General features: G+C 48.9%; 13 protein-coding genes, 3 tRNA genes and 2 pseudogenes. 5 read left to right on the top strand and 13 right to left on the bottom strand.

Annotation, left to right across the window (positions count from 1 at the left end; genetic code table 11):
* Positions 1-6: 6 nt before the first annotated feature.
* Positions 7-313, bottom strand: a pseudogene (locus EPYR_RS19285) (hypothetical protein); the annotation flags it as partial.
* A 49-nt stretch (positions 314-362) separates the two neighbouring features.
* Positions 363-1,271 carry a hypothetical protein gene (locus EPYR_RS11045; protein ID WP_041474175.1) on the bottom strand — a complete coding sequence of 303 codons (909 nt, stop codon included), beginning with the start codon at positions 1,269-1,271 and terminating at the stop codon, positions 363-365.
* A 298-nt stretch (positions 1,272-1,569) separates the two neighbouring features.
* On the opposite strand from EPYR_RS11045, the pseudogene EPYR_RS19290 reads away from it, so the two are divergent.
* Both EPYR_RS19290 and EPYR_RS11055 read left to right on the top strand, forming a co-directional pair.
* Positions 1,570-1,886 (top strand): annotated as a pseudogene (locus tag EPYR_RS19290) (phage late control D family protein); the annotation flags it as partial.
* 39 nt (positions 1,887-1,925) lie between these two features.
* Positions 1,926-2,174, top strand: a complete 249-nt coding sequence (locus tag EPYR_RS11055) for an ogr/Delta-like zinc finger family protein (protein ID WP_012668492.1) — start codon at positions 1,926-1,928, stop codon at positions 2,172-2,174.
* A gap of 150 nt (positions 2,175-2,324) precedes the next feature.
* Here the strand turns inward: EPYR_RS11055 and EPYR_RS11060 are convergent.
* The 6 genes from EPYR_RS11060 to uvrY all read right to left on the bottom strand — a co-directional run bounded on the left by EPYR_RS11060 (position 2,325) and on the right by uvrY (position 5,915).
* Positions 2,325-2,410: transfer RNA gene (locus EPYR_RS11060), tRNA-Leu, on the bottom strand.
* Positions 2,411-2,422: 12 nt separating this feature from the next.
* Positions 2,423-2,496 (bottom strand) — tRNA-Cys (locus EPYR_RS11065).
* A 73-nt stretch (positions 2,497-2,569) separates the two neighbouring features.
* Positions 2,570-2,645, bottom strand: a tRNA-Gly gene (locus EPYR_RS11070).
* A gap of 165 nt (positions 2,646-2,810) precedes the next feature.
* Complete coding sequence (gene pgsA / locus EPYR_RS11075; protein WP_012668493.1) at positions 2,811-3,359, bottom strand: CDP-diacylglycerol--glycerol-3-phosphate 3-phosphatidyltransferase; 549 nt, start codon at positions 3,357-3,359, stop codon at positions 2,811-2,813.
* 71 nt (positions 3,360-3,430) lie between these two features.
* The gene (uvrC, locus tag EPYR_RS11080; protein WP_012668494.1) at positions 3,431-5,263 is read right to left on the bottom strand and encodes an excinuclease ABC subunit UvrC; all 1,833 of its coding nucleotides are present in this window, start codon (positions 5,261-5,263) and stop codon (positions 3,431-3,433) included.
* A complete protein-coding gene (gene uvrY, locus EPYR_RS11085) occupies positions 5,256-5,915 on the bottom strand; it encodes a UvrY/SirA/GacA family response regulator transcription factor (protein ID WP_012668495.1) in 660 nt (219 codons plus the stop codon). The genes uvrC and uvrY overlap by 8 nt, the downstream gene beginning before the upstream one ends.
* 483 nt (positions 5,916-6,398) lie before the next feature.
* Between uvrY and EPYR_RS11090 the strand changes: the two genes are divergently transcribed.
* Both EPYR_RS11090 and EPYR_RS21530 read left to right on the top strand, forming a co-directional pair.
* Positions 6,399-6,623, top strand: coding sequence for a DUF2594 family protein (locus EPYR_RS11090; RefSeq protein ID WP_012668496.1), 225 nt, complete (start codon positions 6,399-6,401; stop codon positions 6,621-6,623).
* Positions 6,624-6,810: 187 nt separating this feature from the next.
* Complete coding sequence (locus EPYR_RS21530; protein WP_375546910.1) at positions 6,811-6,933, top strand: hypothetical protein; 123 nt, start codon at positions 6,811-6,813, stop codon at positions 6,931-6,933.
* Here the strand turns inward: EPYR_RS21530 and EPYR_RS11095 are convergent.
* The gene (locus EPYR_RS11095) at positions 6,930-7,565 is read right to left on the bottom strand and encodes an autoinducer synthase (protein WP_012668497.1); all 636 of its coding nucleotides are present in this window, start codon (positions 7,563-7,565) and stop codon (positions 6,930-6,932) included. The genes EPYR_RS21530 and EPYR_RS11095 overlap by 4 nt on opposite strands.
* 126 nt (positions 7,566-7,691) lie before the next feature.
* Positions 7,692-8,414: a transcriptional regulator SdiA gene (gene sdiA / locus EPYR_RS11100; protein ID WP_012668498.1), complete on the bottom strand. Its 723-nt coding sequence runs from the start codon at positions 8,412-8,414 to the stop codon at positions 7,692-7,694.
* Positions 8,415-9,121: 707 nt separating this feature from the next.
* On the opposite strand from sdiA, the gene cycA reads away from it, so the two are divergent.
* Entirely contained in the window at positions 9,122-10,552 is a 1,431-nt protein-coding gene (gene cycA, locus EPYR_RS11105) for a D-serine/D-alanine/glycine transporter (RefSeq protein WP_012668499.1), read from the top strand.
* Positions 10,553-10,588: 36 nt separating this feature from the next.
* Here cycA and EPYR_RS11110 read toward each other — a convergent pair whose 3' ends face one another.
* From EPYR_RS11110 to EPYR_RS11120, 3 genes are all read right to left on the bottom strand, one after another.
* On the bottom strand, positions 10,589-11,569 hold the full coding sequence (locus EPYR_RS11110; RefSeq protein WP_012668500.1) for a metal-dependent hydrolase: 981 nt from the start codon (positions 11,567-11,569) through the stop codon (positions 10,589-10,591).
* Positions 11,570-11,593: 24 nt separating this feature from the next.
* A complete protein-coding gene (gene rutR / locus EPYR_RS11115) occupies positions 11,594-12,259 on the bottom strand; it encodes an HTH-type transcriptional regulator RutR (protein ID WP_012668501.1) in 666 nt (221 codons plus the stop codon).
* A 423-nt stretch (positions 12,260-12,682) separates the two neighbouring features.
* The gene (locus EPYR_RS11120; RefSeq protein WP_012668502.1) at positions 12,683-13,594 is read right to left on the bottom strand and encodes a DMT family transporter; all 912 of its coding nucleotides are present in this window, start codon (positions 13,592-13,594) and stop codon (positions 12,683-12,685) included.
* Positions 13,595-13,927 lie beyond the last annotated feature (333 nt).

Genomic DNA, 13,927 nt, shown 5'->3' on the forward strand with positions numbered 1-13,927 from the left:
GGTTCATGGTTGCACAACTCGCCTGGAAGGACTGGATGCAGCTTCGCATATAGCTTCCGCATCGACAAAATCGTTCTTGTTGCTCTTAACAATAGGGCGGACGAACTGCGGAAATCAATTTTGCTTCATGACCTGTATCAGCGATCCGGCGAGCCATAAAATGGGTACCGACACAGGCCTCCATCACAACGGTAGCCATTGTGCAGTCTGCCATAAACTCATTAAGTTTGCTGTGGGTAAAATTTTCGCGCACTAATGCCATCATCCCCTTTTGTGACCTGCCCTTGCCCCAGGGTTCACGACAAATGCGCATCAGACCAGGTGGCAACATCCGCTTTATACGATAGTGGCAGAGCGCGCTCTCACATGCGACAAANATGTTTATCTTGCCATTCTTTAAGTTCTTGTAAACACTCTGCAAAACTTTTTGCGTTTTTTTCATCATTTGTTGAATCAGTCCGGACGGTGGGAGGTGCTGTGGATGACTCATTCGCCCAAAGTTCAACTGAACCAATATTGTTCTGTGCATTTAGCTGATGTGCATCGGAATTACGGTTGACACTCTGATGTGTCTGAACGTTTTTAACACTGTGTCTTTCATACGGGGTACGCTTCGGTAACTGAGAGACACGCCTGGAATCTGACGAATATTTTCTTCCCCTCGCTACCCAGTTGCTGACTGTCGTTATTTTAATGTCCTCTTCCTCTGCAACCTGAATGATAATCTCTCTTTTACTTATCCAGCGGAGGTTTTTCCGCTGTGAGCAGAGATCGTTCACCCTATCAATACAATGCTTTCTTAGCTCAGATAGTAAGTGAAAACGGCTCTGTATAGCTATCTCACTAATATTATCACACTTAATCTTCTCTATGGCACCATCAGGCTTATTCGCCCATTTGTAGACTGTTTGATAAGGAAGACCATATTGTTCTGCCACTTGCCGAACTGTTTTGGTGAGCAGCTCTTGTTTAATTATTTCAACAAATTTAGGGTAATATCTCTGTCTGCGATAAATCTCTGGCTNACTGGGATGGGATGACGAAGATTGTGCAGCCTCAGCAGGCTTTACTGACGCCAGATTGTTTATCAAGAGTTTTCCATCCTGGACAGTTTTCATATAGTCATTAGCTGGCAGCAGATGAACCGGTCCATTCTGAACCCCGCTTATCCGGTTAAGAACGCTGTNATGCGGGACTGCCCGTGAACTTTGGCTCATCCAGCCGCTGATATCATTCCCATGAGGTGGCTGCAATTTAATAGGAGTAAACATTAATTTTCCTGAGTGAACGAGACACAAGTACTATTTATATACACGATATCAGTAGCCGTATATAAAAAATTGCTTCTNGATCTTTCAGGCATATTCAAATAACTCATCATAAATTCGGCAGAAAAAATGATAAACTTCATTGAGATGATTATTCANATAATAAACAGGGGCGATGCCGGAGTATAAGGAGAGTTGAGCGGTCTGGCATTTATAACGCAAAAATTAAAGCNTTCGCCTTACCGGTGGGTCGGGAAAGATTGANAATAATCGCGGACGGTTAATCAGACACAAAAATCCGGGTGACTATATGGAGTGGGCGGACGGCAACGTGTATGTGCTGCGCAAAACTTACCAGAATGAAGCCGCCGCGAAACGTGCAGCGGCAGCAAAGTGGCAGCAGCTTCAGCGCGGTGCGGCGGTATTCTCAATCACCCTGACACGCGGCCGCGCCGAACTGTACCCGGACTGCACCTTACCATCAGTGGATTTAAGGATGAAATTGACAGTCAGGACTGGATAATTGCCCGCGCCGAACATACGATCGACGACAACGGATTTACCACCCGGCTGGAGCTGGAAGCAAAAATACCTGACTGGATAGCAGAAACTGAATAAAATGTCATGGAGTTCAACTCCCACAGGGGAGCCACCATTATGTTCAGATGCCCTTTTTGCGGCGCTATGGCTCGTACCCGTACCAGCCGTAAGATAACCGATATGACCATCCGGCAATATCACCAGTGCCAGAACCTGGAATGCAGCCGTTCATTTACCACACTAAACAGCGTTGAACGCGAAGTGACCCGGCGTGCAGATGCTAAACCGCTACCGCCTGATTTTGTGCCACGCGATGCCTTTCCGGCATCACACTACGGCAGAGACCAGTTAAATCTGGCGCTGTGATTTACCTGCCCCGCAACGCGGGGCAATTCTTACGCTGCCACCCTGCTGCCATTTCATCGCCAATCCCCAAATCACAGGCACAAAAAAACCGCCCTTAAAGGCGGTTAGGATATTGCTTTAACTGCTTGTTTTTATTGTTGATTCTGAAGATGGTGCCCGGGGCGGGACTTGAACCCGCACAGCCATAAGCCGAGGGATTTTAAATCCCTTGTGTCTACCGATTTCACCACCCGGGCCAGGGTGTAAAGTGGAGGCGCGTCCCGGAGTCGAACCGAGGTAGACGGATTTGCAATCCGTAGCATGGCCACTCTGCCAACGCGCCTTAATTCTTGCTTACACAAAAAACTGTTTCTTGTGAGACTTGATTAGATCGTGAAGATAAACCGGGCAAAATTTGGAGCGGGAAACGAGACTCGAACTCGCGACCCCGACCTTGGCAAGGTCGTGCTCTACCAACTGAGCTATTCCCGCTTAGCCTGTTATGCATAATACCGTACTAACAGAACTTGCTGATTTGCCTTATCTTCTGGCAGACGCTACTGCCTTTCGATGCGCTGCATTCTACTGACTTAGTGGAATGAGTCAATAAAATTATCCTCAAAATGCATTCGTTTGCTGCTTTTTAACTCGCTTCGATCAGTGTTCGAACAGATCACCGCGTGCGGCATTCAAATATTGGAACATTGACCAGAATGTCAGCACCGCAGCAATGTACAGCGCCACCACCCCTACCCCTTCGACAATACTGTCAGGACGCCACAACAACGCGAACAGCGACAGCATCTGCGCCGTGGTTTTCACCTTGCCAATCCACGATACCGCCACGCTGCTGCGCTTACCGATCTCCGCCATCCATTCACGTAGTGCAGAGATGATGATCTCGCGGGCAATCATGGTTGCTGCTGGCAATGTGATCCACCACGAGTGAAAATGTTCGGCGACCAGTACCAGCGCCATTGTCACCATCACTTTGTCGGCTACCGGGTCAAGAAAGGCACCAAATCGGGTCGTCTGTTTCCAGCGACGGGCAAGAAAGCCGTCGAACCAGTCGGTCATCGCGGCAAAAATGAAAATCAACGCGCAGACCAGCGGAGCCCATTGAAATGGCAAATAGAAAGCCAGCACAAAGAATGGGATCAAAACTACGCGAAACAGGGTGAGCAAGGTCGGAATATTAAGTGGCATAGTTATGCAAACTGCCTGGGCAAAGTCCAATTTGTCTCTATGTTCCTATATTGCTAAAGGTGTTGCAATGCTTAGTGTTTCAGCGCATGAAAGATTTTCTCGGCCAGCGCGTGTGAAATCCCCGGTACGCCGGCAATCTCCTCCATTGAAGCGTTAATAAGCGGCTGCAGGCCACCCATATATTTAAGTAGCATTTGACGGCGCTTTGGCCCAATACCTTCGATTGTCTCCAAAGCACTGGTATTTTTCACTTTTGCGCGCTTATTTCGGTGTCCGGTAATGGCATGATTATGGGAATCATCCCGGATATGCTGAATGACATGCAATGCCGGGGAATCCGGCGGCAGAGAAAAGCCTTCACCTTCCGGCTCCAGGAAAAGCGTTTCCAGTCCGGCTTTACGATCGCTGCCTTTTGCCACACCCAGTAACAGCGGATGCGATTTGTCCCAGGCGACATCAAGTTGCGCAAAGACCTCTTTGGCCTGTGCCAGCTGCCCCTTTCCGCCATCAATGACGATGACATCCGGGATTTTACTCTGCTCAATTGCCTTGCCGTAACGACGACGCAGCACCTGATTCATCGCTGCATAATCATCGCCGGGCGTAATACCGCTAATGTTGTAACGGCGATATTCACTGCGTAACGGCCCATTGGTGTCGAAAACCACGCACGAGGCAACGGTTTGTTCACCCATCGTATGACTGATATCGAAACATTCCATACGGCGGATGGCCGGCAGCTTCAACGTTTGCGCCAGCTCTGCCAGGCGCTGGTGGATTGTTGAGTGCTGCGCCAGGCGGGAGGTAAGAGCGGTAGCCGCGTTGGTGCGCGCCAGTTTCAGGTAACGAGCACGGTCGCCGCGCGGCTTACTTTGAATAGTGACTCGCCGCCCCGCCAGCTCCGTCAGGGAAGCTGCAAGCAACTCTTTTTCCGGTAACGTAAAGTCAATCAGGATATCTGCAGGTAAGGTTCGAGCCTGGCTACCCTGCAGATAAAACTGGCCAACAAAGGTTTGCACGACTTCGGCTAGCTCGGTGCCGCCGGGTACTTTAGGAAAATAGCTGCGGCTGCCAAGCACCTTGCCCTGACGGATAAACAGCACATGCAGACAGGCCATACCGGAATCGAAAGAGACGCCGATAACATCCATATCATCGCCTTGATTGGACACAAACTGTTTTTCCGTAACCCGGCGTACTGCCTGGATTTGATCGCGTAGACGTCCAGCTTCTTCGAAGCGCAGTTCGCGGCTAGCCTGTTCCATTCTCGTTACCAGCTGGTTAAGTACCTGATCGTCCTTGCCAGAGAGAAATAAGCGAACGTAGTCAATCTGACGGGCATACTCCTCTTCCGTAACGAGTCCTTCAACACATGGCCCGAGACAGCGCCCAATCTGATACTGCAAGCAAGGTCGTGAGCGATTACGGTAAACACTGTTTTCGCACTGGCGAACCGGGAAAATCTTTTGCAATAGCGACAAGGTTTCACGTACCGCATAGCCATTGGGGAAGGGGCCGAAGTATTCACCCTTTGCATGTTTGGCACCACGATGGCTGGCAAGACGGGGATGATGGTCGGCGCTTAGAAAAATATAGGGATAGGATTTATCGTCGCGCAACAGCACGTTATAACGAGGCTGGTAAAGCTTGATGTAATTATGTTCCAGCAGCAGCGCTTCGGTTTCCGTGTGGGTAACCGTCACGTCTATCTGCTCGATCAATGCCACCAGCGCTTCGGTCTTACGGCTGGCGAGGTTGCCACGAAAATAGCTGGCAAGACGTTTTTTAAGATCTTTCGCTTTACCAACATAGATAACCGTACCCGCCGAATCGTACATTCGATAGACGCCCGGCTGGCTGGTAACCGTTTTCAGGAAATATTTGGAATCAAACACATTACTCACTACTGATTAACGACTCCGCACTGAACAGGCCATGTCGAATGGCCAGATGTGTCAACTCTACGTCACCGCTGATACTAAGTTTGCTGAACATGCGGTAGCGATAGCTGTTGACGGTTTTAGGACTCAGATTAAGGTGTTCGGAAATTTCCGTCACCTTCTGGCCTTTGGTAATCATCAGCATAATCTGCAATTCGCGTTCCGACAAACAGCAAAACGGAGATTCTGACTTTTGCGGCTCAAGCTGGCTCAACGCCATCTGCTGAGCGATATCAGAGGCAATGTAGCGCTGTCCTGAATTGACTGAACGGATTGCGCTAACCACTTCCTGCGGTGCAGCACCTTTGCTCAGATACCCGGAAGCTCCCGCCTGCATCACTTTGGCTGGTAGCGGGTTTTCGGTATGGATGGTCAGCATGATGATTTTACAATCTGGCGCGTAACGGATAATTTTCCGCGTGGCTTCAAGACCGCCAATACCCGGCATATTCATATCCATCAGTACCACATCAGTACTGTGGGTGCGGCACCACTTCACTGCATCTTCGCCACAGTTAGCTTCACCGACTACTTGAATACCTTTGATATCTTCCAGGATGCGTCGAATACCTGCGCGCACCAGTTCATGGTCATCAACAAGAAAAACGCTAATCAAACGAAGCTCCCTAAATAGCTAAGGCAGGTAACTATTGCGACAGTGGCAGGTCGGTTATCTTACTCCTTTTTCCATGCTGTTAGAACAGAAATAACGTAGCAGTCGGAGCAACTACAAATGACGGGTAATATTAAACGGATTGAGAATAAGGCAACCACCCTGCAAATTAACATTTTAACGGTAAATTTTAATATGGATAAAATACATATAACAGATCACTAACGTTTGAAAATAAATCATAAATAACAAAAGATTAAATTACGACAACATTATTTAACTCAGCTGATAGTTTTGTCGATAACTCATTTTGCTGGCATAACAGGCTTCATATCAGCCTATTTTCCGTCTGGAAAGCATTGGCTCTAACGTACAGCATTCAACTGATGCTTTGATTTCGTGATGCTATTATATGATATACTTTCAACAACTTTAGTGGATGCCACAGGTGCTGGCGACACGGTTTTATGACTATCGGGAGAGATTATGAGTCAGATTGACTTTTCAACCAGCGAAGAAGCGCAGGCGTTAGCTAATGAAGTAACCTGTATGAAAGCCCTGGTCACGCTGATGCTTAAAGCAATGGGTCAGGCGGACGCCGGTAAAGTGATCATTAAGATGGAGCGCTGCATCGCGGATTTAGAAGACCCGCAGCAGGCAGAAGTGTTCACTAATACCGTCCATCAAATCAAACAAGCCTTTCGCCAGTAAAAACCATCAGCCATCTGCTGCAGGCAGATAGAAAATGCCCATTGCTTTCTCGGCCGTTTTAACTGATTGAAAACAGCAATGGGGTTACTTTTCAACGCTGTTTTAGGGGCGGCGGCGGTGTTGAACGTCATCCTGTCCAAATCACTACCACCTTGCCGGTTTGATAGCGCTTTTCCCTGCCTTCGCCTTGCTGGCCCATTTCATTGTTGCCAGTGAGCAAGGAACTGCAGCGCTGCTGGCAGCGGTTTCATGTTGGGGGGTTAGCAGCGTGGGTGCTGGTAGTGCTGTGGTCAAAATGGTAGACATTTAATTATTATGGCGTCCGCGCAGCCCAAAATTGGCGGAAACGCCGAAAGTGGGTAACACCTCTTCAGGAGTGAAGCGCCGTGAGCCACGAAATTTTGCTGCAAGACAAGGCTGGTTTACCGGTATTTTTATCGAAAACAGATTATCTTCCGACTGAACAACCCCCGGCATCAGAGACTGATAACTGATTTGATGTTGGTCAAACATCTTTTCCAGCATCGGCGTTGCAGCACTATACAGATAATGTATGCCTGATTGCTCAGCCAGCTGTGTCGCATGCCACAGGATATTCAGCGGCAATTCAGCATCAATTTCCATCCGGGCAGAAAAGCGTGACATCTCCCAAAAGATGTCTTGTTCTCCTGTACTTGGCGTACCCCCTGCTTCCAAGCCGCTGCTGCCGGACAAACGGCCAGCCATCAGACGAGCATAACCACAAATGCCATACTGCGCAGTCCAGGCGATCAAACAGATAACATCAGAACAATCGTAACGATCGTACTCCTGCCCGGGAGAACTGAGACGTGAGGGAATAGCCCATCCTTCGCTTTTAACAAACACGTTATAGCGATAACTCCCTAACTCTGCCAGAAAGGAGGATGGCATATCCTTGAGCTTGGTTTGAATTATTTTCATTTTGATCCCCGATCGCATTCCCTTGTGAGTGCCTCTCCTGATGGTTTGGGCAGCGGTATGACTTGGGCGCAGGTTAGACAAGCCCCTTGCAATAGGAAACTACCAAAATTGGTAGTTAAGGGTTTTTCAGATTAAACCGATTGCTGCTGCATAGGAGGCAATTTGTGTTTTGTTAGGCGCATTAAACCTTTTCTGCATCTTTTTTTGGTGGAAGTTAACCGTGTTTTCCGATATAGAGAGGATCAGTGATATTTCAGCCGATGTTTTTCCCTCTGCGGTCCATTTAAGGATTTCTAATTCTCGTTGGCTTAAATCCAGTTTAGTTGTCGCCATGGAAATATCATTAATCTTGATCAGGGAAGCCATCGACAATTCCGATATATATTGTATTTTTAGCTCCATCACTGGAGTTAACTCTATGGTTTTAAGGGAGTTTGCTGTCGACATCGAAAAGATACCAACGGATCTATTACTGGCCATCACAGAGCAAGAAAGACCATGAAAAATACCGTAATTTCTGGCATTTTCAAAAACGCGCACACCACTGCTAATCGCTTCATCATCCCAGAGCCAGATTTTCCCTGGTGAACCGCACATTTTCAGCACCGGATCAAGCTGATAGAAATCTTCCCGAAAATAGTGTTCAAGCCAGTCTTCAGGATAATTACTGTAAAGAAAGGTCTTCGGCCGGGTAAATGGCACCGGGTGCCGAATAAAAAGTGAGTAAAAATCGAGTTCCAGTTCTCTCAACTGTTGCTCAATTATACGTGTAATGTGAACAATGCCACCGCCCTTTTCATAGGCTGATTTTATATCGGCTCGCCAAATGAAATAGTCTTCGGATGTCATCAACACCTCAGCGGAGGAAGGTGAAAACCTTCACCCAAATTATTGTTATGTAAACAAGCAGCAGCAAAAAGAACGCAATCGAATCTTCTTATCACCAGGATTAAACTTGCAGGAACCACACCATGGCACATGATAGGTTGACAGCAGCGGTAAATGCCCAGATAAAAATAATCATATTAGTGATTATTTTTATCCTGCACCGGTATATTCAGCGACTTTATTCGATCTGAACACACCCGATTAGCATAGGATTTTTCCTGTAAACATTCAATAATTTTGACCGGCTATTTGTTCTATTTATCAGCGGTGATTTTAGCTGAATCGATAGCATCATGATAATGTCACCCGCAGGCAAACGCCAGGATTAACAGCAAAAATGAAGATAATGTGAATTCTTATTCAAATTTTGTCACCATTTGGCTTATGGATGATGGGTTAAGCACATTAAAGAGTTTTGATGATATTTGTCAGTAAATGTCCCTCTCACGAATCATCTTTTCTTCTGCCACCCAGCGCCCGGAATCGCTTTGGCGCTGGGCAGTGCCGGGTTTTTAACCGGGTAATACGCCGTATGAGCAGTTTAGTCTCAATTTTGCTTTATAGCGTAAAGTTTTGCGTTAAGCTCTTGAACGCACAACGCTGATATCTTCTGATACGTTAAAAGCCAACAGAGCTTTATTTTCAATAAAACTGGACAGGAAACCCCAATGGTTGATCAATCAAAAGAACCTTTCGCCTGTGAAGAAGCGCCTGACACACTCCGGCGCAATCTGCATAATCGTCATATCCAGCTAATCGCCATCGGTGGCGCTATCGGCACCGGCCTGTTTATGGGGTCTGGGAAAACCATCAGCCTTGCCGGGCCATCGATCATATTTGTTTATATGATCATCGGCTTTATGCTTTTCTTTGTCATGCGGGCAATGGGTGAGCTGCTACTGTCTAATCTTGAGTACAAATCCTTTAGCGATTTCGCCGCCGATCTGCTGGGGCCATGGGCAGGTTACTTCACAGGCTGGACCTACTGGTTTTGCTGGGTGGTTACCGGCATTGCCGATGTTGTCGCCATCAGTTCCTATTTTCAACTCTGGTTGCCGAACTTCTCCATATGGATGAGCGCCCTTCTCTGCATCGTGGTGTTCTTGTCTCTGAACATTGCCACAGTTAAGCTATTTGGCGAAATGGAGTTCTGGTTTGCAATTATTAAAATTGTCGCCATCGTGGCGCTGATCGTCACCGGCATCATGCTGGTGGCATTGCACTACCCTTCCCCGGGCGGTAGCCACGCTGCACTGAGCAATATCTGGGATCACGGTGGCATGTTCCCTAAAGGCTTGAGCGGATTTTTTGCCGGTTTCCAGATTGCGGTGTTTGCTTTTGTTGGCATCGAACTGGTTGGCACGGCAGCAGCGGAAACGCATAACCCAAAAACCGTGCTGCCGCGTGCAATTAACGCTATCCCTCTGCGCATTATCATGTTTTATGTACTGGCACTGGTCGTCATTATGGCCGTCACCCCATGGGATCATGTGGTAGCCGATCGCAGCCCGTTTGTAGAAATGTTTGTACTGATTGGCCTGCCGGCAGCCGCCAGCATTGTCAACTTCGTGGTGCTGACTTCCGCTGCTTCTTCGGCTAATAGCGGCATCTTCTCAACCAGCCGTATGCTTTATGGCCTCTCGCAACAGGGTGTGGCTCATCGCAGTTTTGGTATCCTTTCACGCCGCGCAGTACCTACCACCGGGCTGCTTTTCTCCTGCCTGTGTCTGCTGGGAGGTGTGGCGCTAATTTATTTGATCCCGAACGTGATGACGGTATTTACGCTAGTCACAACCGTATCAGCAATTTTGTTTATGTTTGTCTGGACCATTATCCTTTGCTCCTATCTGGCGTATCGTAAGAAGCACCCGCAGCGTCATGCCACGTCGGGTTATAAAATGCCGTTGGGTAAATTTATGTGCTGGGTGTGTCTGGCATTCTTTGCTTTTGTACTGGTTCTGCTGACGCTGGAAGACGATACTCGCCATGCGCTGATGGTAACGCCACTGTGGTTTGTGATGCTGGCAGCAGGTTGGTTCTTGCGCAAGCGTAAAGCAGGGTCGCCTGACAACAGACTAGCGCCGGGCAAGAGGCGGTAAAGCTAAAGCCGCCTTTTGCCATAGCCATTCATAGCTTCAAAAACGTGACCACAATTTATCCAGCGCCTTTCTTAACGGCAGGCGCTTAAAACTCACCCGCTCTGGTTTACCCGGAGTCTCCTCCAGTGGTTCAGTGCCGAGATCGAAGGAAAATGGGTAAGCCGCTTCCTCGCCTATTCGCAGATCGGTGATTTCAACCCGGTTACCCACCTTTTTCATCGCAAAGAAACCACGGCTAAACCACGCTACACGCTGCACGTACTGGTTAGCGCTGTACTGTTGATATAACTCCCACCCTCTGGCATGCGTACTTAATACCAGCGGCTTTAAGGGATTAAGTAGTGAATAGAATCCTTCCAGATAGCTTTCAGGTGTCACCACCATGATGCGCCATTGCAGCGTGTTAAACGCGGTTGGGGTAACCAGCAATTGCCGCACGTCCCCATGATGCATCAGAAGCTGACGGTGTGCGACATGGATGACCCACGTTTGCGCGGCCATACTCCAGGCCAGGTACAGACAGCTAAAAATCAGGCCTGATGAGTTACAGCGCCATCCTTTTCTGTTGCGCCATATCAGCGCGGCAATCAGCCCGACCAACAGCGGCAGAGTGTACAGCGGGTCTGTAACAGACATACAGCCAATGGCAAAAGGGCGATCGGTAAAAGGAAGCGCCAGCTGCGTACCATATATCGTAGTGAGATCAAGCAACGGATGGGTCATCAGCGCCAACCACACTGCTGTCCACCAGCGGGCGAACGCCGATGGCTGACGGAATATGCGCCAGAGCAAACAGGCCAGTAAAGGTGATATCAGTGTCAGCCAGAGCAGAGAATGGCTTTCGGTCCGGTGCTGAGTCATATTGCTGATGGCGTCACCTCGGTCAATAAACATGTCCAGATCGGGTAGCGTACCGCACACTACGCCAACTAATGCCGCTTGCCACACCGGCATTCTGCGCCCTAACAGGGCGACGGTAACTACCGCGCCCAGTATTAACTGTGAAACGAAATCCATTGTCGCTCCCGGTAATCTGTGTGTTTAGCGTACGCGAATACCCTCAACCACCATGCGCTGGACGTTTTCCACCGTCTGGTTAAAGAAGTGTTCGTCCTCAAGAGTTTGCCCGGTTATTGCCTGTACCTGGGTGGCAAAATCCGCATAGTGCTGGGTGGTGGCCCACAGCATAAAGATCAGATGTTGCGGCTGCACCGCCGACATTTTGCCCTGTAACATCCAGGCTTCCATTACCGCTGTTTTCTCCTCCACCAGATGACGCAGTCCACCAGCCAGCTCCGCTTTCAACAACGGCGCGCCCTGAAGCATTTCCAGGCAGAACAGCCTGGATGCCTGGGGATAGTCTCGCGACACTTCCAGCTTAATGCGGATATAGTGGCGAATAGCATCAAGCGGCTGCTGCTCGGGGCGCAGCGCGCGTAATGGGGTGAGCCAGACATCGAGCAAATCTTTTAAAACCGCAATATAGAGTTTTTCTTTTGACGGGAAATAATAGAGAATATTGGTTTTTGAGACACCCGCACGTTCGGCCACCTTGTCCAGGGTGGTGCCATGAATGCCATACTGTGAGAAAAATTCCAGCGCGGCGGCTAGTATGGCCGAACGTTTTGCCGCTACCGCGCGCGAACGGCGCGTAGGGGCATTAGCAGGTAAATGATTGACAGAATTCACCTTGACTCCATAATTCATGTGCGGTTAGGGGATAATAGCCAATCGCTCCAGATATACCCGTTCACTATACTGGCACAACGCCACCCGTTAATTGCGCAGACGCAACTGGCTAAAGTGCTCTCACGGAGCAACAACGTGATATTGATTTCTTAAATTCACAATCGGCTGTTTGATATTACCCTTATTTACAGTGATATCGTCTGCGCGATTATATAATTTATATTAACAATAGCGTCATCAGAATATAGCTGAATCCTCAACGGCAGCGAATTTCGTTTTTTCACTGACTCAGAAGGCACAATAAAAGTGGCCTGTGGATGTCGTTCGGCAATAATGGCTAATTTATCTCTGATAATACACCGGACAAGCAAGTGATTTTGCCCGGCCTGACATCCTTTGACCGACAAACCCTACTGAAAGCTATCATTGCCGCGCTGGTGCTTAAGAAGCAGAAGCTCGCCGCTTATCCTTCTTTCTACGCTTGATTTTCAGTTCACCGACCAGTACACCCAGGATGATAAGAGCGCCTCCCAGCAGGGCCATTCCCGGCAGTCGTTCCCCGGCTATGCGCCCAACTATTCCCGCCCAGACAGGCTCGCCGGCATAAATTACCGTAGCTCGTGTTGGTGAAACGCTGCACTGCGCCCAGTTCATCGTTACCTGGATCAGCGCGCTGGCAATACCCAGCCCGACGGCGCTATACAACAGATAAGGGCTGAAAGGCGGCACCGATTCGCCGTTGGGCACCATAACAATAAATCCGAATAATGAAGCGACCGCCAGCTGGATAATCGTTACACGCTGCACGTTGACCTTACCTGCACAGGCACCAATCAGTATAATCTCTGCCGCGATAGCCAGGGTGCTGAGCAAAGTGGCCATTTCACCCGGGTTAAACGAGATTGCCCCACTCCCCGGGTTTGCCAGCAACAGCAGACCACAAAAAGCCAGTATTACGCCAATCCATGACATCAGGCCCGGCATACGTCCGAGAAATATCCACTGCAATAGCGGCACCAGTGGCACATAAAGGGCAGTAATAAACGCCGATTTACTGCCGGAAATAGTTTGCATGCCATAAGCCTGCAGACCATAGCCAGCGCCGATTGCCAGCCCCACGAACGTACCGGCTTTGATTTCCTGCCAGGTTAACCCGCGCAGTGCCGGCCATGATATCAGCGCCAAAAGCACTGCCGCAGTAGCAAAGCGCAGCCCGATAAACCAGAACGGCCCGCTAACAGTCATTGCATGATTAACGACGAGGAATGTCCCCCCCCAGACCACAGTAATGAGGATTAACACCATTTCCTGGGGGTTCACGACAAATTTATAACGAGATAAAAAAGTGACCATCAGCGTACTCTTCAAAAAATTTGGCGTCAGTTTGCGTGATTAATGCCGCAGGGGCAAGAACGAGAGAGGTAACCCTGTTACACCACCTGAATCATTATATTAATGATGGTGTCGTACCGCGTGGCCAGTCCGTTTAGGGCTTCCCGCCGCTTATTTGACCGCCACACTGATAAGCGAAATTTATTCGACGATCGGCGCGTGCCGGCAAAACTTTGTGTCATCCGAAGTGCGGGATGGGAACGATCCTTAACGCTGCTTGTTGCAACGTGCGGTAAATAACGGCATTTGAGCAAAATTCCAGCGGCTGGCGGGCAGACCACCCGCTATCTTCTA

Origin of the sequence: Erwinia pyrifoliae DSM 12163, from assembly GCF_000026985.1 — a bacterium.
Taxonomy (GTDB): domain Bacteria; phylum Pseudomonadota; class Gammaproteobacteria; order Enterobacterales; family Enterobacteriaceae; genus Erwinia; species Erwinia pyrifoliae.